The organism is Algisphaera agarilytica, assembly GCF_014207595.1.
Classification (GTDB): domain Bacteria; phylum Planctomycetota; class Phycisphaerae; order Phycisphaerales; family Phycisphaeraceae; genus Algisphaera; species Algisphaera agarilytica.
The window spans coordinates 1201870-1222270 of sequence record NZ_JACHGY010000001.1 but is presented as its reverse complement, the minus strand read 5'-3'; the positions used below and the strand labels follow the sequence as shown (position 1 = coordinate 1222270).

Genomic DNA, 20401 nt, shown 5'->3' with positions numbered 1-20401 from the left:
ACTCACTGCGAAGCGTTGCTGCGTCGCGGCCCGGGCTGATACACGCTCACCAGGCCTGCATCCAGCAGGTGCTGCCCGACGTCTACGCCATCCACGGTGACCCGGCAGAGCAGTCGGCCGAAGTTGTCCCGGCGGCGCGCAGCGGCAAATTCTAATTCAACGGTCTGCCCATCGATCATGCGGCGTAGTTCATTCGTTGCGGCGTCGGCCTTCGGGTCGCCTCGTTCGGGGGCGTTGATGTCCAGCAGGCGGACCGAGGTGAGGTCGCCGTCGTAGAGCACTTTGAAAGTGTCGCCATCGATCACCCGGACGACTTCGTACGAGCGTGCGGTGATGACGCGGGTGTCTTCGGTTTCGGTCAAGACGGGCGCTGCGGTCGGTGCCGGAGCCACCGCATCGGCGGTTGGCGGGGCGGTCCATCGGCCCAGTGCCACGCCCAGGAAGAGCGCGGCGATCAACAATCCGGTCAGGATGAAATGCTTCGACATGCCCATCTATCGGATAGGGCGGCAGTCGGGCTGCATCCGGATTCCGTGGGACTCGTTGTGTGGTCGTTAACGTCAAATGGTGTTTGGCCGGGGGGTTGGGGACGGTTCGGGCTGGCAGGCAGGCGAGATTCTGTGATTATCAAACAAATAAAAGTTAAAACGTCTGATTTGTGAGCTGGGGGTTCGTCCTGAAAAGATAACTGTTCGGGGTTATGATCATTTTGGTTTGTGATTGTTTTTGTGATTCTCCTGTTTCGTGTGGATTGACTCATGCTTCGGTGGATTCTGGTCCGCTCCGAGGTTCAAAACGAGGTTGAATGATGGCGAAGTTTGCTGCTGTGGTTTTGTTGGCCGCGACGTGGGGCGGTGTCGTGTGCTTGGCGGATCGCCCGGCCGAGGCTCAGCCCGGTATGGTGAGTCAGTTGCAGGTGCAGTCGGCGTCGCCCGAAGCGGTCCGAGACACGATGCGACGTGTGGCCGAGTACCAACTCGATCGCTACGGCCCCGAGCCGCCCACGCGGAACTGGCTCGTCGGCACGTTCTTCACCGGGATGATCGAGGCGTATCACGCCACGGGCGACGCGTGGTATCTCGAAGAGTCGCGCGCGTGGGGCGAGCGGTCGGGCTGGGGGATCAACAACCCGGTCCACGCCGACGACGTGTGCCCGGGTCAGACGTATCTCGAGCTGTACTTCATCGACGAAGACCCGGCGATGTTGACGCCGCTGGTCGAGGCGATGGAGCCGTTGTTGGAGCGCGAGACGATTGAGCCGGGCGAATTGAATGCGTGGCAGAAAGAGGCCAAGCCGTGGACCGGGCGGAACCTGTGGTGGTGGTGCGATGCGTTGTACATGGCCCCGCCGGTGTACGCCCGGCTGGGCACCGCGACGGGTGATCGTGCCTATCACGAAGCGATGCACGAGCTGTTCTGGGACACGGCCGACTATCTGTATGACCCGAATGAGCACCTGTTCTACCGCGACGGCCGATACCTGCCCAAGGGCGACGGCACCGATGAGCAGGCCGAGAAGGTCTTCTGGAGCCGGGGCAACGGATGGGTGTTCGCCGGGCTGGTGCGGATACTCGAACACCTGCCCGAAGACGACCCGCAGCGGCAGCGTTACCTCGAACTGTTCCGCGACATGGCGATGCGGATCGTGTCGCTGCAGCAGGACGACGGGTTGTGGCGTTCGTGGATGAACAACCCCGCGCAACACCCGACGAAGGAGTCGACGGGTTCGGCGTTTTTCGTATACGGCTTGGCGAAGGGCGTGAGCGAGGGCTGGCTGCCGCAGGGGTATTACGAGTCGGCGATCCTCCGCGGCTGGACGGGGCTGTTGAGTTGTGTGACCCCCGAGGGGCGGGTGACCCACGCCCAGATGGTGGGTTATGCGCCCACGGCGGTCCGGCCGTGGGACACGATGGACTATGGCGCCGGTGCGTTGTTGCTGGCGGCGGCGGCCGTGGCCGGGTGGCGTGAGGACGGTTTGCCGACCAACCCGCCGCCCGGGGAGTTCCTGCCCCGCGTCGTTGCCGAGGACGGCGCGTTCACTTGGTACAACGACGAGCGTGCGGTGGTGATGGGCAACCTGCTCTATGTCAACTACGTCAAGCGGGACGGCATGACGGCGCTGTCGTCCTTTGCGGTGAGTACCGACATTGAGAAACCTCCGGCCCCCAACGCGAAGCGGGAGGTCTTGCTGAGTACGTGGACCGAAAAAGACGACCACAACAACGGTTCGCTGCTGCCCCTGCCCGACGGCCGGCTGCTGGCGACCTACGCCAAGCACGGAACCAGCAAATCGTTCTACCAGCGATATATCACGCCCAAGTGGTGGAACCCGCCCGTGGTCTCGGACGAGCGCGCGTTTGAGGTCACCAAGACTAAGCGGGGCCTGACCTATCAGAACCTCTTCCCGCTCTCCGACGAGGGCGGACGCATCTACAACTTTTTCCGCGGCAACAACTTCAACCCCAACTTCGTCACCTCCGACGACCTGGGTGAGACCTGGAGCGACCCGCACCTGCTGGTCTCGGCCGGGGAGAACAGCAACCAACGGCCCTACGTGAAGTACGTCCACAACGGCAAGGACCGCTTCGACCTGCTCTACACCGACGGCCACCCGCGCGACCTCAAAGCCAACAACGTCTACCACCTGTACTACTTCGACGGGGCCTTCCGCCGCAGCGACGGCACGGTGATCCGCACGATGGATCAGATCGTGGCCGGGGATTCACTGGCGGCCGAGGAAGGGACGCTGGTGTTCGACGGCAGCGGCGCCAGCGGACGCGGATGGGTCTGGGATCTGGAATACGATCGGGCCGGCCAACCCTACGGGGCGTTCATCTCTTCGCCCAGCGGCGACATCGGCACCGACATGCGGTACTGGACCGCTCGGCTGATCGACGGCGAATGGCAGACCGAAGAAATCGCCTTTGCCGGCAGCAACCTCTACCCCAAGGAACAACACTACGCCGGCGGGATCGCGCTGGACCCGCACGACGATCAGCGGGTCGTGGTGTCCGCCGACGTGCACCCCGCCACCAACGAGCCCCTGCCCGGCCGGGTGTATCAACTCTTCAAAGGCACCAAGTCGGAAAACGGTGATTGGGATTGGGAGCAGCTCACCTTCGACCCGGTCAACCACCAGCTCCGTCCGGTTCTGGTCCGCGACCGCCCGGAGACGCTGGTGTGGTTTGCGGGCGAGTACGCCACCTACGCCGATTACCGCTGCAAGGTGATGGCCAGCTTCGGATACTGATGCAATGCCGCCGGTGTTGGCGTGACATGACCGTGACACGCATATAAAAAAGAACCCGGCCAGCAGAATGCCGGTCGGGCTCTAGGGGGTAATGGTCAGGAGGATGAAGCTCAGGCCCCGACGGCGACGTCGGAGTCTTCGAGCGCTTGGCCCAGCGACGGGCCGTTGAGGTACGAGGTTTCCAGGGTGCTTCGCATCTTCGCTAACGCGTGGATCTGGATCTGGCGGACGCGTTCTTTGGTCAGGCCCACGAGCTTGCCAACTTCCTGGAGGGTCATGCCCTTGCCGCCGTCGGGGTTATCGAAGGCGAAGCGCTTGTTGATGATGTCGAGCTCAAGGTCGGTCAGGTTGGATCGGTTCTCGTGGAAGATCATGCTGACCTGTTCGACGCAGCCTTCTTCTTCGAACGCCGCCTTCTCGGCCGAGTAGTTGGACCGCTCCAGGTCCGGCTCGAAGCCCACGGGGAACAGCGAGCGGTAACGCGTGGTCTTCATGCCCAGCCGGCTGAACGCCTTGAGGATCGCCCGGCAGGCGTAGGTAGAGAACTTGAAGCCCTTCGACACGTTGAACTTGTCGATGCCGCGCAAGAGGGCCATGTTGCCCTCGCTGATCATTTCGGGGAAGTCGACGCTGCCGGGGGGCAGACGCTTGGCCATCGCCAGGACGAGGGCGAGGTTGTACTCGGCGATCTGCTCGCGGAGCTGCATGGCCATGCGGTGCCACTTGAGCAGCTCGCGGGCCTTGGTGACGCCGAAGCGTTTGGGGTTGATCGATTCGCGGACCTGCTCGGCCCGGAAGCGGGCGTAGTTGAAACGCAGGAAGATCACCCGCTCCTGAGCGGCGGTCAGCAGGGGCAGCTTGGCGTTCTTCAGGCGGGGGTCGTTGGCCCGTTCGTGGGCGAGGCGGGTGTACCAGCCGACGCTCGCCCGGGGGATGTCTTCCTTGGGATCGAGGATCGTCCGCCAGGCTTGGGGCTCGTAAAAACGTTCATCGTCAATGAAGTCGATCGGGTCGAGAAGAAGGGGGGCGAGCTCGCGACGCTCGTGCCGTTTGAGGGCTTTGGGCCATTTGATCTCGGTTTCCGCGGCGGATGAGGGGGTATCGGGGATTTCCGGCGTATCGATCATGGTCATGGCGTCATCCTTCTCTCGGATTCAAAAAACGATCAAATCGTTCAAAACGTTCATATCGATCATAAGATCGTCCAGCCCCATGTCAATACTTCAAGAAAGATTTTTTGAACTCAGTTCCTCCCGGGCCCGTCACCAGCCATTTCACCCTCTAAATCCGCCCCTCGGAGGGAGCGCGGCCACCGCGATACGCTAAACTGCTTGTCCTTTCGCCTGCTCCCGGCCCAATTTCGACATGACCGATCCGCAATCTGATTCCAACTCGCAGTCAAAGAAAGACTTATCGACCGCGTCCGGTGCCCCCCGGGTGGCGGTTCTGGTCGACACCGCGACGGGTTGGGGCCGACGGCTGATCCAAGGCGTCTTTCAATACGGCCACCGCCACGGCCGCTGGCACCTCGACGTCCGGGCCCGCTACCCTCAGGGCGAGGTCCGCATCCCCGAGGGCTGGACCGGCGACGGCATCATCGCCCGGCTGGCGACCCCGGAAATCGTCGAGCACGTCAAGTCCTTCGGCGTCCCCTACGTCAACGTCTCCAGCATCGCGTCCGACAAACGCGCCCCCATGATCACCTCGGACAAACGAGCCATCGCCGAGATCGCTACCCAGCACTTCCTCGAGCGCGGCTTCAGCCACTTCGCCTACTCCGGCGAAGACGACCTTCCTTACGTCAAAGCCCAGCGTGAAGACTTCGAGGCCGAGGTCCGCAAGCACGGCTTCGAGGTGATCACCGATCCCGATCCCGTCTCTCACGACCCCGCAGCCAACTACGCCGAGCTGATGCAGCACCTGGTCGAATGGGTCAAGGCTCTGCCCAAGCCCTGCGCGGTGTTCTCGTTTGGTACGCAGCGCGGCGTCGATCTGCTCGAGGCCTGCCGGATGGCCGATGTGGTGGTGCCCCACGAGGTCGCGGTGCTCGGCGGTGATTACGACGACGTGCTCTGCGAGGCCTGCGACCCGCCGATGTCTGCGGTGGTGACCGCCAGCCAACGCATCGGGTACGAGGCGGCCGAAGTACTGAGCCGGATGATGCAAGGCGAAGAAGTCGAGGCGCGCAAAACCGTCTTGGCCCCCGTGAACATCCACAGCAATCCGTCGACCAACACCTACGCGGTGAAGGACAAGAACCTGATCACCGCGATGCAGTTCATCGAGCGCAACGCCTTCGAGCCGATCCAGATGGAAGATGTGCTCGAACAGGTCCCGATGTCTCGCCGTACGCTCGAGCGTCACTTCAAAGACGCGTTCGGCAAGACCCCTGCCGAGGAAATCCGTTGGCGCCGTGTGCACCAGGCCCGGAAGCTGCTCGCCGAGACCAACATGGACCTCGAAGACGTGGCCAAAGCGTCGGGCCTCAACTCCTACGCCTACCTCAGCCAGGTCTTCCGCAAGATGCTCGACGAAACCCCCGCGGGGTATCGCAAGCGCATGCGGGATGTATGAGGCAGGGAGTCGGGAGTAGGAATAAATCGAACTACAAACTAAAGCCCGCGGATGGCAAAGCCTTCCGCGGGTTTTTATTGCATTGCTTCACGCAAAGACGTAATTCAAAAGCATCACGATGAAGTCAATTAGTGACTAAATATTGAACGGGTGATGTTGTGGCTTGGCAAACTTTTGTCACGACATTGCTCACCGGCGGCAGAAAAGGTGGAGCATAAATTCCGATGGCTGGCCGGGGCATCACTTTGCTCTTCCCCGCCACCCGGCATCGACGACACTTCGGTGCGCACGACTGATCACGCCCGAACATCGCCGATCAAAAAAATTTTTGCGATCTATCCATTGCACCTACATGGGTTTTGGGATTCCGGGGTCGCGTATGTGCGCGCGCTGGTGACTTGTCGCACCTGTATGGAGAGGAGATTTTTCGGCACCCTTGTAGAGGGTCAATCGAAATGGCAATTTGCAACACTAAATGGCAACGCCGCCATGCGCACTAGATAAGCGTGGCCGCCACCACGCTTGTAAGGACTCCAGGGGGAGCGTCTCACCCGCCCCTCGGATCGAGGGGACTACCGACGGGGATTGGCAGGGTCCAGACTCGGGGCCTGGCCGTAGGTTTGAGGTGGGTTTATTTGGTTTTCAAAGATCGTTTACACAGCCGTCGAACGGCCGGTCATCCTGCTTCGAAGACCCGCCGCGTTCCATTAACGGCGGGCAATCTCCACAGGATGAATCTGTCATGTCAGGCCGCCTCCCGGCAGGCCGTCGTTGTACTCAAACGAAAAGGTGATCAGCCCATCAAGCTCATCACCTCCGGTCCATTGCAGGATATCACTGGCGTTGCCACTGGCGGGCAGGGTCGGCCAGTTGGGGGGCGTGCTCGATGTATCCGCGATGCCGCCCACCGGTTCGCCGTTGGTCATGTCCAGGGGCAGGCTCGGCCGCCAGCGCGGTGTGTAGATGTCCTCACCGTCGAGCCGGACCTGGCCCGCGGTGCTCCCCTGGCGGTCGTTGTTGGCTTCGTCGGCGACCCCAAAGAACTCGACGATGTGGCTCAGCGAGCTGTTGAGCATCACGCTCGGGCCGAAAGTCTCACGAACCAGTCGCGTGACCCTGGAGATCAAAGCGTCGTAGGACGAGCCCGAGCGGGTGAGGCTGGCGAATGCGAGCGCGTCCACACCACCGGTCCCGACGTAGGTTGGGGCGATCACCTGGGCGTAATCCTCCTCGGCCGCTGCGATCGCCGCCGCTTCGCTCGCCTCGCCGTTGGCCTGGCCGGTGTACCGCTCGACGGTGGCCAGGCGTAGCTGAATCCGGCAGGTGTGCACCAGGTTGAGCATCGTGTAGAGGTCGTTAACCAGCCAATAGCCGAGGCGGTCACCCGCCTGGATCTTGCCCGCCGCCTCGGTTTGTGAGACCGGCGACACCTGGTCGGCCGACAGTGTCCAGCTCACGCCGTCGTGTTCATAGATGTCGCTCGATGCGGAATCCGCCCGCCCGTTGTCTTCCGAGTTGTAGACGCCCAGGTAGGCTCGCTCGCCCGACGTGCCCGAATCTCCCACGTCGGAGATGGTCCGAGGCATGAACCGCCGGAACGTGCCGGGCAGGTCTGTCATGGCTTCCACGTAGGTGGTGACATCCTGGACGCTGTGAGCAATGTGGTCCAGCCATCGGCCGTAGAAGAAGACCAGCCCCTCGACTCCGGTCTGGTAGTCGGCCAGTCGATCTGCCAGTACATCCCCGGCAGCAAACGCGACGAGCGGGCTCACGGTGAAACCGGGCGGGTCCATCGCGGTGACCCGCTCCGCGAACGCGGCCGAGATCTGATCGAGGTAGACCAGCGAGGCCCACTCATCATTGACCTGTAATGGGAAACCGCTCCACGGCATTAGTGGGCCCTCGGGTAGCTGAAGATCAAAAGCCCGTCCGCATCCGCCATCGGCACCTGGTACTCAGCGGCACCGGTGGGCGGTTCGCTCAGCAAACGCCAGGTCCCGTCCGCCAACGAGTACGCCGCCACCGTGTCGCCCTGGTTGACTTTCCAGGCCGTGAACGGAGCGAGCAGATCCACCTCGGCCGCACCCTCGGGCACCTCGCCGTCGATGATCTGCTTGCCCACGACCTTGTCGCCCGCGGTTTGGCTCACGACCTCGAACAGCTCGACGGCCACGCCGGGCGGAGGGGGTGGGTCGCTGCCTTCGTGGCGTGCCTGGCTATCCACCAGGCGGCGGTTCTCGACCTCACGCATCAACGAGTCACCAAATGGATCGGGGCGGCGGTTCATTGCGCGGTCACCTCTACGCTAAGCGACGCGACGGCATCAGGGGCCTGAGCATCGGCGACTACGCTGGCCTCGATCGTGTTGGTTTCCTCGGTCCCGTCGGCCGACACGGCGCGGACCACCACCCGGACCGTGGTGCCGTGGGCGAACGTGCCCAGGGCCTGGCTGACCGGACGGCCGCCCCCGGAAGAAGTGGCCGAGACGGTGGTGAAGTCGATCGGGGTCGCTCCTGTTGCGAAGTAGACGTTGAAGCTCTGGGCGTTGGTTCGCCCGCGGCGGTTGAGCTTGACCCACTTGGCCGTGACCAGGCCGCCGGGACCCGCGACCAGGCTGAGGCCCGTAGGTGCCGGGGGAACGGGCAGGATCAGATCCCCGTCGTTGTCGAACGCCACTCGCTTGAGATCCAGTTCGATCGGGTCCTGGTCTGGCAGGTTGCAGCGGTTGTAGACGCGGACGTAGTAGTCCTCGTCCGAATTATCCACGCCGGTCAAACTGGCCTGGATGGTGCCGGGCTCCAAGACCGCCGAAACGACATCGTCGCCGCCGGACACCCGGCGCATGACCTCGTACCGGCTCGCATCGTCGGGGAAGAATCCGCGGGGCATCAACCCAGCAGGCCAGAACTGGTGAGGAAAGAACAGCATGATCACGTGGGGTCAATCACGACGGCGGTCAGCTCTCCATTGGCGTTGTGGGTAAGGTCTACCTTGGGTGTGACGCCATCCGAGGCCATACATCGCACAGTCTTGGTGGCATCTCCGTTGTCCGTAACGGTGCGAACGCCCGTGAGTACCGCGGCCACTAAAGCGAGAGCCTGCTGTGGGTCATGCCCAACTATGGTGACCGGCCCCTCCAGCGTTTCGGCACCGGCGGCCGTGATTCGAACGAGCATCACACCCAGAGTGTCACGGTCGCCCGCGTGACCCGCAAAGCTGTAGTTGCCCTCGCTCAACTCGGTCACCGCCCCAGACGCAGCCGAGTAGGCACTTTGCCCGGGTTTCATGATCTCCACGGCTGGAGTCGCGCCGGTGACCACATCGCCGCTGGTATCCAGAAGCCGGAAGCGGTGCGGCTGCGTGGTGTCGTTCTGTTGAAATTGCAACATCATCAATATCCCCAGCTCTTGGTGTATCCAAATGATCCGATTCCATTAGTCAACACCACAATCCCCGTAACGGCTGCGACTTGTAATTCATTCCACGCCAGACGAGCAAACTCGCTAGCCCCAGCCGTATTCTGATGCACTCCGTCGGCAAGGTAAGTGCCTTGCCAAGATGCGAAGCTTCCGTGCTCTTCATTGACGATCTGATACAGATTGAGAAGGCCGCAGTTCGATCGCTCGTCGCAAATCTCCTGAAGGGAAGTCGCAATGCTGGGCCAGTAAGCGCCGAGCCCCGAGGTCTCCCAGTTGCACACCAGGACGAACATCGGCGTGGGCTGCGCCGACGCGGCGTAAGCGATGTTGTAGTGATCGATGAGCTGCAGCAAGCGCGATTTGTAGTTTGCTATACCTGTCGGCGTGGTCCCATCGGTGAGTCCGGCATCGTTCTGACCAAGCTGGATGAAGATGGCGGTTGGCCAGCCAAAGACCCCGTTTCTCGCTTGCAAATCATCTAGATCGACGAGAGTATTCGTTCCACCCAAGGATACGGGAAGGTGGTCGAGAGCCGTCCAGCCACCCGCCGCACTGAAGCGAAGGCCAAAGCCATCGGCCTTTCCGTCAATCGATATTGCGTAACCGCCCAGGCAGACACCTTTGTTGGTCTTGTCGCCGAAGTTAAGATCGAGGAACCACTCCTCACCGTTAACGCCCGATGCGACTACGCCGCTCGCAGCGCCAGAGAAATCCACCGCCTGCCAATCGCTTGACGGGACGAGGGTGGTTTCAAAATCGACCGCTGTCGTTGCCAAGTTCCCGTTCGCACGGCGACGTAAAAAGCGACACGGGCTATTGCCCGAAAGCTTGGTCATTGCAAAACGCCAGTTGATGGCGTTGTTGACCGTCCAGTCTCCGTTGAGGTAAGTGCCAAGGAATGACGACGCGTACCTAGCAACCTGCGTGAAGGCACTAGGACTTCCTGTGTCCCATCTCGTGTTTGCGTTAAATCCAGGGGGGCATACCGTTACGCCATCGGGCAACAAGTCCCCTGAAGATGTAGCGATACCCGGCGTTTTAAAACTCTGCCAGCCTTCTACACCAGCGCTGATGGGGGCAGCACTGGCGAGTACGCGCTCACGCCAGTCCACATCCCACTGCTTCATGATCCCCTGCGCCCAGCGGGGCGAGTTAGACGGAGCGCTTTGGCTGTCTCCCAACCACAGAAGATCACATCGCTCGCCACTGGCAATATGCCGGGCCGCGTCCCCAAGTTTGTAGGTGCGTGGAGCTGCCATTTACTTGCCTTCCGTGAATTTGTGAGGTAGGTTCATCTCAGAAGTACCCCAATTCCGGGCCTTCTGGGAAGAAAAACCATGAACCGTTCCACCCGCTTCGGCGGAATATTGGGGTTGTGCTTGTGCGCGACCAGCGCGCATGCCATCTCGGTCTACCATGTCGGCAACAGCCTGACGTGGGACTCGCAGCCTGAATCCATCGATTCGCTCGCCACCAGCCAGGGCTACGACCACAATTTTGGCCATCACATCCGATGCAACTCTTCGCTGGGCCAGATCGTGGCCGACCCGATCACAACCTGCGTCGGCCCGACGAGCTTTGGCAAGTACGATTCCGCTTTGTCCGGGCATGAATGGGACGCGGTTACGCTCCAACCCTTTGCGGCCGGTGGCGCTACGCTCGGCAGTGAGGCCGACGCCGCCTTGGGCCTGATCGCTGACGCCAGGTCGAACTCCGCGAACGCAGACACGCGGTTCTACATCTACTCCGCATGGGGTCTGCGGTACCAAGTGTTCAGCCACTGGAACAGCCCGGTGGTCGACGATGACGACACGGCGTTTGGCTACGGGCTCGGGCACTCCCAACTGGTTTACGAGCGTGTTGCAGCCTCCACCGACGCCGAGGTCTTCGTGATTCCCGTCGGCGAGGTCATGTATGAGCTGGCGCTGGCGATCACTGCCGGTGACCTTCCCGGCTACACCTCCCACACCGATCTTTTCCGCGACCACATCCACGCCAGCTATGGTCTCGGCCGATACGCTGCTTCGGTCACGACGTTCGCCACGCTGTACGGTGACGACCTCGACGGGGTCTACTCCGAAGCCCTCGGGGCCTCGACCTCCGCGATAGTCAACGAAATTGTGCTCGATACCCTGTACGCCGATATGGCGAGGCACGGTGTTCCAGAGCCCACCTCGGCGGCAATTATCCTTGGCAGCTGCAGTTTGCTTGCCCTTCGTCGCAACAAGCAACATCACGCACCCCCCTGCCAAACATAAATGTTTGCCGATGGAATCCAGCCCCGTGTAACCGCAGCCTCAACGTGCCTCGTATCAAAACAGTAGGCGACCACCTCCCCCAGTTTGTCGGGTTGCAATCGGCCCAATGCCGCTGAGTCGGCATGTACAGAGGGGTCCATCCGCGCCAGCGTGGAGGCCGCACCGATGACGTTGTAACCGGACTGCCACTCGTGCTCGGGCCAGGCCTCAAGGTAGATGTTTGCCCCGTTGGCAGCCTGGGCCTGGATCGTCTCAGCCATCCATGTGCCAGCCGCGTAAGTCGCTGATCGGTCCAGACCAATCATCCGCACGCCGCTGTCATACAGCGGCTTGAGGGAGTCGGTGATCACCGTGTTGCGTTGGTCGGGGTTATTCGCGTCGCGCAAGGCAGGGTCGTGTTCCATATCGCCGATGTAGACGCGGATCGGCGAGTCGGGGTTGCGTTTGTGCCACGAGGATAAGACCGCCTCGACGGCCTTGGGTTTCATCGATTCGGGCGCAGTCTTGGTGTAGCGGTTAGAGCGAGCCTGCGAGAATAGATAGGGCCAGTCGCCCGTGTGGCCGAAGGGGAGATGCCAATCGATCACACGCGGGCCGTATTGATCGACGATCGCTTGCATCCGATCGATCTGACGCTGCCATCCATGGTGGATGCTCCACGAGGCGAACAGCGTTTCGGGGCCGCTGCCGTGGCTGGCACACTGAAGGAGATAGGCTTGGGTAGGGGCGATCAATCCAACATCCCCCTTGCTGCGGGCCAGCGATCGGCAGGCGGAAGGCGGCGGATCAGATCCCATTCGATCGGGTCTTGCTCGCGGGTCTGCACCTTTCCGTCAAGCGGATTCGAGTTGTACCAATGCCACGCCGGTGCAACGACCTGGTTGCCGTAACCACGCAGCTCTCGGTCGGACACCGCAAGCGACCAACCATCACGCTGGGGTTCGACGTTCTCCTTGACGCCGAAGTTCACCGCATTGCCCGAGGCGATCACACCGTCGAATCTCACCGCGCCGCCGTTGATGCCATGGCTCGACCCGTCCTTCAGCAAGACGCGGTTGAGGGTCAGCAGGCCGACACGGTTCACGATGTAGAGGTTGTGGCTGAACGTGTTGGCGGGGTGAACTCCGGGCTTGAAGCCGTTGTTCTCAAAGAAGCTGTCTTCGATGATCCAGTGTTCGATATTGAAGCCGAACATGCCGCTGCCACGCCGGTCGTGAGCGTCGCCTTCCCCCGCGTTGTAGTTATCGTGGGCATAGACCCTACGCGTCGTGACCACGGGGACCGGATCGGGGAACGGCTCGTCCGCAGACTGCCGACGCGACTCCACTGCAATCCCATACGGGAACCCCGAAACCTCGACGTCCTCCACCAGCACCGAGTTGGGTTGACCGCCCACATAGATGCCGTGCTGCGGCCCATCAATTCCGGGGCGGCCGTCGTTTTGGATTCGCTTGCCTCGAATCACAACGTCTTCACCCGGTGCGGCGATGATGCGAATCGGGCCGGACGGCTCAAGCTCGACGGCGGGGCCAGGCTCAACCACGGGAGGCGTTACCACGCCGGGCTCATCCTCGATCTGCCCGAGACTACGCAGTAGATCGATGATCAACTTGTTCTGTTCTTGAATCGCGTCGAGCTTGTCGTTCATCGGCTGGACGAAGTCGGGCTCTTCGATCGTGATCGTGCCCTCGGTGGCCTGGCCCAACGCGGGGAAGGTGGCCAGCATCACAGCACTCACGAACAGCATTTGAAACGTCTTCAATCGCATCATGAAACTCCTTCAAGGTCGGGGGATTCGGTCCAGTTAAAAATCGCTTCGTTGGTGTTGGCGGTGGCTTCGACGGGGTTGGTGTCCACACCACGCGGGTGATCGACGACCTCGACGAACGTCTCGAAGAGCTCCGAGACGTTGCCCACCTCGTCCTGGACCGACACGCCCAGGGCGAGCACGGCGCAGCCGTTGGGCGGCCGGTGCGAACCGCTAAGCACGATCACAGCGGCGGGGCTCGCGTCGGCCTGCGCTCCGATGACCTGGTCGGCCAGGAGCTTGCCGCCGCCGGACTCGGCGAGGGTCAGACCGTGGCCGGTGCCGATGAACAGCAGGAGCTTGTCGGTGGGCTCGTGGCTCAGGTTGAGCTGGACGTTGCAGGAAATCTGTGCCATCAGCGCCGCCCCCCGATGTAGCTGGTGTCACTCAACGCCAGGCGGATGTTCTGGTCCTTCTCGGGCTCTTCGCCCTTGCCCGACAGCGTGACGTAGATGCCCGCGATCGACGGGCTGCGGTCGCCGTCGGCCGAGATGTCGAAGCGGTAGTTGCGCCCCTGCAGCTGGCTCACACGGTCGCCCAAGAACCACAGCCAGAAGTCCATCGCCCAGGTCGTCGCGGCGGCCGAGACGCGGAGGGTCTCGTGGGCGTCGCGTTCGCGCTCGGCCAGGTCCAAGGGAGGCAGCCGATCGGTGTACGCGGTGGTGCCCCATCCCTCGATCCGCTGCAGTTCGCCCGAGGTGTTGAGGATGCTTCCGGGGACCGACCAGACTTCTTCGGTGGCCGAGCGGACCAGGCGTTGGCGTGGGTAGACCGAACCGGCCGACGATCGCCGCGGGGCCAACGCGGTCGCGCCGTGGTCGGCCGCAACGCAGCAGGTCACGCGAACCGCAAACTGCGGCTGACCGCCCCCGGAAGTTGGGAACATCAGGCCCCACCAGCTGTCTTCGGGCGCGGGGATTAGGCTCGGGTTTTCGAGGCTGGCCAGGTTGATCTTCGACAGGTCCTGGATACCCAACTGCAGCCCGCACTCTTCCTGGAGTGTGGTGATCTGGATGTCCACCTCCGTCCACGTCGAGCCGCCGTCTTCGGTGACCTCCACGATGTACTGCTGGCCGTTGGCCTGGGCCTCCGCCCGTTTGAGCGGGAGCAGGTTGCGCATCTTGCGGGTCCACACGATCGGCGTCGCGTTGCCGTTGGCCAGGCGATCGGCGACCAGTTCCGAGCCGCCGCCCGTCAGGCCCAGCTCGCTCACCCAGTCAAAGCCGCCGCTGGGGTGCTGGTAGATCGCGTTGCTGTAGCCGCCCGCGGTTGCCGCCCAGGTGCCCAGGCAGTCGATGCCCCAGGCGCGGCCCACACGCCGATAGGCTGCGAACTCGGCACCACCGCGGACGTGACGGGCGGTGTAGTTGGTGTCGGTCGTGTCCTGGGTGACCTGGGACGGGAGCCACAACGGCTTGAGCTGCAGCGCCGCCTCGACGTAGGCGTGGCCCACGCTCATAATCTGGTTGCGAATCCGCGCCGCGTCACGCGTACCCCGGAAGGTAGACACCGAGTTGTTGCGCAGTACTTCGTTGTGGTCGTCGCTGGCAAACGCCCCGCGCGGTTCGAGCTTGAAGAACGCCTCGGTGCCTCCGCCGATGCGGTTGATGCCGAGGACGTAGAGCCGGTCGTACTCGGTCTTGAGGCCGTAGTGTGGCATAACCGCCAGCTCGAACCCGGCCGCGTCACAGACGGCGTCGATGGCCTCCAGGACGCCCATGCCGTGGACGTTGATCTCGGGCAGCATCGCGTCGAGCCCTTCCCAGCGGCGGCCCTCGGGGGCGGTGTCGGCCATGATCGCGGCGAGCGTTTCCTTATCCAGGTCGAAGCCGCGGGGCAGTGCCGTCGCGGAGTCGGGGCCAAAGCCCCACATCACCAGGATCGATCGGATCGCCTCGGCCACGGTCCAGTAGGAACCGTTGGGGTCGCGATCATGAGTGAAGACGTGGCCGGCCAGGCCGCTGAGGGTGGCGTTGACGGTCTGGTCGCTGCGGTTGGGTTTGCCGCCCAGGTTGAACGCCGCGGGCAGGTCCAGCGACTCGATGACCGCGGGCTCGATGGTTTGGGCGGTGGGATCGACGGCGACCCATCGGCCGGTGATCAAGTGCTCGGGCGCGACGTTGTCCAAAGCGGGCAGCGGCATGGCGATGAAGTCCACCCGCTCGTCATCGCGTGCACCAGGCAGGCCAACCGAGAAGGGCATGCGTTCGATCACGCCCTCGAAGACGGTCAACTCACTCACGCCGTCGGGCAGCTCGACGCCCAGGACCTCGTGATCCATCGGCGAGACCGTGACACGGATCTGGTCGTCGGTGGTGTAGGTATTGAGCACATGCTCAAACTCAGGCAGGCCGCCGTCCTGTGAGATGAAGTCGAAGTCGGCCCGGCCGACCGATGCGCCCAGGATGCACGAGAACATGAGGCAGCGGATGCTGTAGTCGATCGTGAAGCCGCCGTCGGTCGGTGCGCCCACCGGCGAACCATCGAACGAACTACCGGGGGTGCGGACCTTCTTTACGTAGACGCTGTGGGTGAGGGGGCCGATGTTTCCACTCATGACGTGGTCCCTCCCTCGGCGCTCAGCTGCTGCCAGACGTAGCGGACCTTTTGCCGCATCCTGTTGGAGTTGCCCACGGCTACGAAGGGAACAGGGTCACCAACCACACGAAGGGGTTCGGCGAGCTGGCAGTCGTTGTAGGTCGTGCCAAGGATCTCCACCGCATGGGTGGCCGCATCGAATCGCAGATCGTCTTGCTCTTCTACGAGAGCACGCAAGGCGGCGCTGGTTTCTGCTTCTAGCCAGCCCTCGACAATTACGCGAGCCCCACGCTTCGGCCCGGTCATGGTGTAGGTGATCCCTGAACCAGGGAAAGCCTCCTGACGCACCGGCCCAGTCGCCGACACCGCGGGCCGATTCGTCCAATCCTGCCGGTCGTTAACGGGATCGTTGTCTATGAGGTAGACGCTATCGGGCATTGCCGTACGCCCCCCCTAGCCCCTTAAGCGCGGGGTCCTGGTCGCCATATACATCGCCGTGAATCGTGATGTCACCGCGTGAGCCATTCTTGAGTTCATCACGGATCTCGCCCAGGACTTCCACCGCATCAGCGTTGAGTTGGGCGGGCGATGCAATCTCCGGTTCATCGATACGGCCGGTCTCTCTCACACGCTGCAGCTGTTCGCGGGCTCGTTGCTCACCGGCATAGCGATCAGACTGATCAGCCGAAAGCCCAAGCAACGCGGGGCCGAAGGCGTCGGTGTAATCCAGAGCCACCTCGCCCGCGGTGATGGATGTGTCTGCATCCGCGCCTAGAAGCCGTGCTATTCGGTTCGTCAGACCGGAGATCGAGCGGCCGATGGCCCCCACACCGGCATCGCGCTGTTCGGCCTGTTGAAGTTTGATCGCCAGCTCACCACGCAGCGCATCGACGTCCTGACTCTCGGCGACTGCCGTGCGGGCATCGACTTGCTTGATGGCAAAGTTGAGGGCTTGTACCTCGTCTTGCGCGAAGATGTTATCGATCGCCAACCCCGTCAGGTCTTCCTCGGAATCTGCCGCTCTGACGACGGCGGCTTGTTTCTCGAAGAAGGCGCCGCGCTTGGCCGGATCACCCAAGGCAGTCGCAGTAGTCACGCCCTCGGCACCAACAAGCTGCTCAAGACCCGCCGCGTCGATGCGGCCTGCCTCGATTGCCTGCCCCAGTGTGAGCAGCGCAGTGTTGATCGAACTCCGATCTATACCCGCGCCCTGGGCAATCTCCAACTGCTCGTCGCTGAGGCTGCCCAGGAGCGAGAGGAGCACACTACGCAGCCCGGTGATTTGCTCCTCGGGCTGTCGGGTATCCAGGCCCGTAGCGCCCGCGACAAGGCCCGCCGCTTCGGCTTCGCTGACATTACCGATCTGCTGACCGGGGCCGAGGAACTTGCCCAGGAGCCGAGAGATCACACCCGGGTCGCCCACGCCCGCTTGCGTGATGGTTTCACGGAGGATGTTCTGGGAGCGTTGAGAATCGCCGTTCTCCGCAAACAAACCCGCAAAGGCATCGGTCAGCGTGCCGAGGTCGGCGTCGGTGGTAACGCCTGTTTCAACGATCTCAAGGAACAACCCCTGCAACTCAGTGTTGGATCGATCCGGGAAACGGCTACGGAGCGACGTGTATGCACGTGCGATCTCGGCGGGACTACGGCCACCCAGTTGGGCCGCCTGACCGAGGAACTCACGCTCCTGTTCATTGAACGACGTGTCCAAGAACTGCAGGTTGAGCTGGGCCTCGGCGAACTCCCGAGTCTGCTCGATGCGGCGATCTAGTTCCTCCCCCAGGACCTGCAACGCTCGGACTAGCCCACCAGCTCCGAGGATGCCCCCGACCATTCCGGCAAGTCGACCTGTTGCCGCGTTGACCACATCATCGAGCCTGCTAACGCCTTGAGTGGTGCCGTCGTTTGCTTGGCCCAGTCGTCGATGCGCAGCCACGCCCTGGTCAAGACGACGGTTGAGCTGTTCCTGCTCGTCTTCGGCCCGTGCGATCTCCTGGCTGAGCACGCGGATCTTCTGACGGCGCTGCTCTTCAGCCCGTCTCGTTTCCTCGGTGGCCTGCTCGCCCGCCTCGACCGCCCGCTCCGCTTCACGCTGCTCGCGGATCAGATTCTTCAGCTCGATACGCATCGAAAGAATCTGCTGCTCGCGGAGCTGGTCTTCCTGACTGGCCTGCTCGTTCTGTGCCGTCAACTGCTCCAGCGCCTGCGACGTCTCGGCCACACCGCCGGTGTCGGCGGTGACCTTGATCTGCTGCTCGATGGGCTGGGGGTTGGTGGTCATGACGAATCAGGCGAGGCGGGTAAGTCGAATCAGCGGACGGATCAGGCTTTGGGCGCGGTGCTGTAGCCGATCGCCTGGGCTTCGAGCGTGAACTCGCCAGCGCGTTCGTTCTGGATGCTTCCCTCGCCGCCGAGGAACTGGGCGCTGGTGAAGGTGAAGACGGTTTTGTTGCTGGTGCCGGGCTCTTTGCCCTCGACAGTCATGTCGCCGACCAGGTCAACCAGTCCTTCCAAAGCCTCGCGACTCATGGTGGTGATGCGAACGGTGACAGCGGGCTGGTTGGAGCGGACCTGCTCGTAGGCCGAGGGGGTGAGGTCGTCTTCCTTGAAGACCGGGTAGAGGTTCTTCTTGTTCAGCCTGAAGCTGATGTTGGTGACGCCCTTGTGAACGTCGCCACCCATCGTCAGGTTGCGGGGCTTCATGATCTGCTTCTCTTCGATATCGGGCATGGGTTCTCCTTGCGGATTGGGGTGCGGGTGGGTTACTCGGAGGTGGTTTTCCAGGTCACGTCGTACTGTTGGCCGATTCGAGCACGCCGATCGTCGTCGTCGTAGCCGTCGGCTTCGGTGCCGGGTTTGTTGGGGTTGTTGGAGACGGCGATCTTCACACTTTCAAAGGGCGTCCCAGCGGGATCTTCGTTTGCCGCATCGATCGCGTCTTCGATGGCCTGGAAGGCGTCGGACAATCGGAGCAGTTCGGTCTGCTCGGCACCGTCAAGCGTGGGGTCGTCTAGGTGGCGGAGCGTCACCACCACGATCATGTTGTGGCGTTCCATGCCGTCGGCTTGGGTCTGGACGTGCCGATGAAAGAACACCATCGCACGCGTCTTGTCGTCTTTGCCCTTCTTCTTGGCGTCCGCCTCGGTGGTGACACCGGTGGACTCCACGACGGCGACGAACGCCTTAAGGACGTCGTTGCGGGTCACGCGGCTCATGTCAGCACCTCCCGGAGTTTTTCGGTGATGACTTCCTGGGCGCGGGGCATGTACTCACGCACCGCCGACGCCAGCGCGTCGGTGCCCTGGATGACCACGCGGTCCTTGAGCACAAACATCAGCTTGCCGCGTACCTCACCGGCCTTACGACCCTCGGCGCGGCCACGGCCGTCACGCTTGCGGATAACACGCCTGCCCTCGGCGTCGCGGTCTTCCAGGAAAACGACTTTATTGCCGTTCTTGCTGGTGAAGATCTTGATGCGTTTTCGGTCGAAGGTGTCGAAGAACGCCCGCGGGCTGAAACGAGCTACCCCGCTGGGGTTGAGGTTGTCCGCGACGGGAATCCACAGGCGCTTGCCTGCGCTCTTCGGCGTGATCGTGGTCGAGCCCGGCCCGAGGATGGTCCGGGCATACGGCGCGGTCCTCGATGTCGTACCGACCACCCCCTCCATGCGGTCGGTGCGCTTGTGGGTGATGTCCTGGCGGAGGTTGCCGCTGCGGTTGTTGATCACGCCGTCCGGGCCGAACTGGGTGTTCTTGACCTCGGACTCGGCTTCCTGAAGCACCTGGATCACGCCACGTTCCAGCGCCGGACCAACCAGCTGCGGGAACTTGCGCCACTCGTCCATCAGGCGGGTGGACTCATCGGTGAAAGCGATTGAGATGGCGGCGGTGGCCATGAGCAGGACTCCGATCAGTAGGCGAGAGGGCTTCAAGCTTTGATCCTCCCCAGCGCTTCGCACGCCGCTACCAATTGGGGGTGAGCCGATTCCTCTCCCGGTCGATGCGTGTCGCCCTGGCCCGCATCGACCTCGTCGATCCCTGCGTCGCGCCGGGTGTTCCATAGACGCGTAGCCTCGACCACAATCGCACGCTGGAGATCGGCCGGGGCCTGCAACGCGGTGGCCGGGGGCGACGCCTCGGACGGGTCGATGTACCCGGCCGTGTAGACGACGAGGTTGGCGTAGGGATACGGCGCAAACCGTTCGCCGAAGAACAGCTCGATCTCACCCAAGGATTGCAGGAGAGCGAATTGGTTGGCCTCAAGCGGATCGATCTCGGCGAAGCCGTCGCTGTCTGACGTGTAGCCCGCGAGCTTGATCTGGTTGATCGACTCGACGGGGTAGTGAGACAGGTAGGCCAGCGGGCTACCCGTCGATCCACGGGGCCGCGGGTACTCCACGATGTCAACCTGCCGCATGAGCGTGGCCACGCCAACCAGCCGCGCCGCCGAGGCCGTGGCGGCTTCGAGCATCGAGGTCAATGTGGCGTCCTCGCTGTCCCCGGAGAATCCGAGAGCAGCCTTGAGGTCGTCGAGTTTGGCGAGGGCGTTGGGCATG

20 protein-coding genes are annotated in these 20401 nt (G+C 62.7%); 3 read left to right on the top strand and 17 right to left on the bottom strand.

Going from position 1 to position 20401, the window contains the following annotated elements:
- Positions 1-2 precede the first annotated feature (2 nt).
- A complete protein-coding gene (locus tag HNQ40_RS05230; protein WP_184676824.1) occupies positions 3-488 on the bottom strand; it encodes a thermonuclease family protein in 486 nt (161 codons plus the stop codon).
- A 320-nt stretch (positions 489-808) separates the two neighbouring features.
- Between HNQ40_RS05230 and HNQ40_RS05225 the strand changes: the two genes are divergently transcribed.
- Positions 809-3250, top strand: a complete 2442-nt coding sequence (locus HNQ40_RS05225; RefSeq protein WP_184676823.1) for a glycoside hydrolase family 88 protein — start codon at positions 809-811, stop codon at positions 3248-3250.
- A gap of 110 nt (positions 3251-3360) precedes the next feature.
- Here HNQ40_RS05225 and HNQ40_RS05220 read toward each other — a convergent pair whose 3' ends face one another.
- Positions 3361-4383 carry a sigma-70 family RNA polymerase sigma factor gene (locus HNQ40_RS05220; protein WP_184676822.1) on the bottom strand — a complete coding sequence of 341 codons (1023 nt, stop codon included), beginning with the start codon at positions 4381-4383 and terminating at the stop codon, positions 3361-3363.
- A 232-nt stretch (positions 4384-4615) separates the two neighbouring features.
- Between HNQ40_RS05220 and HNQ40_RS05215 the strand changes: the two genes are divergently transcribed.
- Positions 4616-5824 carry an AraC family transcriptional regulator gene (locus HNQ40_RS05215; protein WP_184676821.1) on the top strand — a complete coding sequence of 403 codons (1209 nt, stop codon included), beginning with the start codon at positions 4616-4618 and terminating at the stop codon, positions 5822-5824.
- A gap of 740 nt (positions 5825-6564) precedes the next feature.
- Here HNQ40_RS05215 and HNQ40_RS05210 read toward each other — a convergent pair.
- From HNQ40_RS05210 to HNQ40_RS05190, 5 genes are read right to left on the bottom strand one after another with little or no spacing between them, the layout of a single operon-like run.
- Positions 6565-7716: a hypothetical protein gene (locus HNQ40_RS05210; RefSeq protein ID WP_184676820.1), complete on the bottom strand. Its 1152-nt coding sequence runs from the start codon at positions 7714-7716 to the stop codon at positions 6565-6567.
- On the bottom strand, positions 7716-8111 hold the full coding sequence (locus tag HNQ40_RS05205; protein WP_184676819.1) for a hypothetical protein: 396 nt from the start codon (positions 8109-8111) through the stop codon (positions 7716-7718). Before HNQ40_RS05205 ends, HNQ40_RS05210 begins: the two co-directional genes overlap by 1 nt.
- Complete coding sequence (locus HNQ40_RS05200; RefSeq protein WP_184676818.1) at positions 8108-8752, bottom strand: hypothetical protein; 645 nt, start codon at positions 8750-8752, stop codon at positions 8108-8110. Before HNQ40_RS05200 ends, HNQ40_RS05205 begins: the two co-directional genes overlap by 4 nt.
- A 2-nt stretch (positions 8753-8754) precedes the next feature.
- Complete coding sequence (locus HNQ40_RS05195; RefSeq protein WP_184676817.1) at positions 8755-9216, bottom strand: hypothetical protein; 462 nt, start codon at positions 9214-9216, stop codon at positions 8755-8757.
- Positions 9216-10502: an SGNH/GDSL hydrolase family protein gene (locus HNQ40_RS05190; protein ID WP_184676816.1), complete on the bottom strand. Its 1287-nt coding sequence runs from the start codon at positions 10500-10502 to the stop codon at positions 9216-9218. Before HNQ40_RS05190 ends, HNQ40_RS05195 begins: the two co-directional genes overlap by 1 nt.
- Before the next feature lie 78 nt (positions 10503-10580).
- Here HNQ40_RS05190 and HNQ40_RS05185 point away from each other — a divergent pair, with 78 nt between their 5' ends.
- The gene (locus HNQ40_RS05185) at positions 10581-11501 is read left to right on the top strand and encodes a DUF4886 domain-containing protein (protein ID WP_184676815.1); all 921 of its coding nucleotides are present in this window, start codon (positions 10581-10583) and stop codon (positions 11499-11501) included.
- Here the strand turns inward: HNQ40_RS05185 and HNQ40_RS05180 are convergent.
- From HNQ40_RS05180 to HNQ40_RS05135, 10 genes are read right to left on the bottom strand one after another with little or no spacing between them, the layout of a single operon-like run.
- Positions 11477-12235: a hypothetical protein gene (locus HNQ40_RS05180; RefSeq protein WP_184676814.1), complete on the bottom strand. Its 759-nt coding sequence runs from the start codon at positions 12233-12235 to the stop codon at positions 11477-11479. The two genes, HNQ40_RS05185 and HNQ40_RS05180, sit on opposite strands and share 25 nt — an antisense overlap.
- On the bottom strand, positions 12232-13269 hold the full coding sequence (locus tag HNQ40_RS05175; RefSeq protein WP_184676813.1) for a hypothetical protein: 1038 nt from the start codon (positions 13267-13269) through the stop codon (positions 12232-12234). The genes HNQ40_RS05180 and HNQ40_RS05175 overlap by 4 nt, the downstream gene beginning before the upstream one ends.
- Positions 13269-13664: a hypothetical protein gene (locus HNQ40_RS05170; RefSeq protein ID WP_184676812.1), complete on the bottom strand. Its 396-nt coding sequence runs from the start codon at positions 13662-13664 to the stop codon at positions 13269-13271. Before HNQ40_RS05170 ends, HNQ40_RS05175 begins: the two co-directional genes overlap by 1 nt.
- Positions 13664-15865, bottom strand: coding sequence for a hypothetical protein (locus HNQ40_RS05165; protein ID WP_184676811.1), 2202 nt, complete (start codon positions 15863-15865; stop codon positions 13664-13666). Before HNQ40_RS05165 ends, HNQ40_RS05170 begins: the two co-directional genes overlap by 1 nt.
- Positions 15862-16284: a hypothetical protein gene (locus tag HNQ40_RS05160; protein WP_184676810.1), complete on the bottom strand. Its 423-nt coding sequence runs from the start codon at positions 16282-16284 to the stop codon at positions 15862-15864. Before HNQ40_RS05160 ends, HNQ40_RS05165 begins: the two co-directional genes overlap by 4 nt.
- Positions 16274-18127: a hypothetical protein gene (locus HNQ40_RS05155; RefSeq protein ID WP_184676809.1), complete on the bottom strand. Its 1854-nt coding sequence runs from the start codon at positions 18125-18127 to the stop codon at positions 16274-16276. The genes HNQ40_RS05160 and HNQ40_RS05155 overlap by 11 nt, the downstream gene beginning before the upstream one ends.
- Before the next feature lie 41 nt (positions 18128-18168).
- Positions 18169-18576 (bottom strand): hypothetical protein, encoded by a 408-nt coding sequence (locus HNQ40_RS05150; protein ID WP_184676808.1) that lies wholly within the window; start codon positions 18574-18576, stop codon positions 18169-18171.
- A 32-nt stretch (positions 18577-18608) separates the two neighbouring features.
- Positions 18609-19061, bottom strand: a complete 453-nt coding sequence (locus tag HNQ40_RS05145; RefSeq protein ID WP_184676807.1) for a hypothetical protein — start codon at positions 19059-19061, stop codon at positions 18609-18611.
- Positions 19058-19777 (bottom strand): hypothetical protein, encoded by a 720-nt coding sequence (locus HNQ40_RS05140; RefSeq protein ID WP_221435392.1) that lies wholly within the window; start codon positions 19775-19777, stop codon positions 19058-19060. The genes HNQ40_RS05145 and HNQ40_RS05140 overlap by 4 nt, the downstream gene beginning before the upstream one ends.
- The gene (locus HNQ40_RS05135) at positions 19774-20400 is read right to left on the bottom strand and encodes a hypothetical protein (RefSeq protein WP_184676805.1); all 627 of its coding nucleotides are present in this window, start codon (positions 20398-20400) and stop codon (positions 19774-19776) included. Before HNQ40_RS05135 ends, HNQ40_RS05140 begins: the two co-directional genes overlap by 4 nt.
- Between the last annotated feature and the right edge of the window lies 1 nt (position 20401).

Bases quoted from the DNA above. Each gene is read 5' to 3' on its own strand.
- HNQ40_RS05145 (WP_184676807.1), bottom strand. From the start codon at position 19,061: ATGAGCCGCGTGACCCGCAACGACGTCCTTAAGGCGTTCGTCGCCGTC.
- HNQ40_RS05195 (WP_184676817.1), bottom strand. From the start codon at position 9,216: ATGATGTTGCAATTTCAACAGAACGACACCACGCAGCCGCACCGCTTC.
- HNQ40_RS05165 (WP_184676811.1), bottom strand. From the start codon at position 15,865: ATGAGTGGAAACATCGGCCCCCTCACCCACAGCGTCTACGTAAAGAAG.
- HNQ40_RS05150 (WP_184676808.1), bottom strand. From the start codon at position 18,576: ATGCCCGATATCGAAGAGAAGCAGATCATGAAGCCCCGCAACCTGACG.
- HNQ40_RS05200 (WP_184676818.1), bottom strand. From the start codon at position 8,752: ATGCTGTTCTTTCCTCACCAGTTCTGGCCTGCTGGGTTGATGCCCCGC.
- HNQ40_RS05170 (WP_184676812.1), bottom strand. From the start codon at position 13,664: ATGGCACAGATTTCCTGCAACGTCCAGCTCAACCTGAGCCACGAGCCC.
- HNQ40_RS05220 (WP_184676822.1), bottom strand. From the start codon at position 4,383: ATGACCATGATCGATACGCCGGAAATCCCCGATACCCCCTCATCCGCC.
- HNQ40_RS05160 (WP_184676810.1), bottom strand. From the start codon at position 16,284: ATGCCCGATAGCGTCTACCTCATAGACAACGATCCCGTTAACGACCGG.
- HNQ40_RS05135 (WP_184676805.1), bottom strand. From the start codon at position 20,400: ATGCCCAACGCCCTCGCCAAACTCGACGACCTCAAGGCTGCTCTCGGA.
- HNQ40_RS05175 (WP_184676813.1), bottom strand. From the start codon at position 13,269: ATGCGATTGAAGACGTTTCAAATGCTGTTCGTGAGTGCTGTGATGCTG.
- HNQ40_RS05225 (WP_184676823.1), top strand. From the start codon at position 809: ATGGCGAAGTTTGCTGCTGTGGTTTTGTTGGCCGCGACGTGGGGCGGT.
- HNQ40_RS05205 (WP_184676819.1), bottom strand. From the start codon at position 8,111: ATGAACCGCCGCCCCGATCCATTTGGTGACTCGTTGATGCGTGAGGTC.
- HNQ40_RS05185 (WP_184676815.1), top strand. From the start codon at position 10,581: ATGAACCGTTCCACCCGCTTCGGCGGAATATTGGGGTTGTGCTTGTGC.
- HNQ40_RS05155 (WP_184676809.1), bottom strand. From the start codon at position 18,127: ATGACCACCAACCCCCAGCCCATCGAGCAGCAGATCAAGGTCACCGCC.
- HNQ40_RS05210 (WP_184676820.1), bottom strand. From the start codon at position 7,716: ATGCCGTGGAGCGGTTTCCCATTACAGGTCAATGATGAGTGGGCCTCG.
- HNQ40_RS05215 (WP_184676821.1), top strand. From the start codon at position 4,616: ATGACCGATCCGCAATCTGATTCCAACTCGCAGTCAAAGAAAGACTTA.
- HNQ40_RS05230 (WP_184676824.1), bottom strand. From the start codon at position 488: ATGTCGAAGCATTTCATCCTGACCGGATTGTTGATCGCCGCGCTCTTC.
- HNQ40_RS05190 (WP_184676816.1), bottom strand. From the start codon at position 10,502: ATGGCAGCTCCACGCACCTACAAACTTGGGGACGCGGCCCGGCATATT.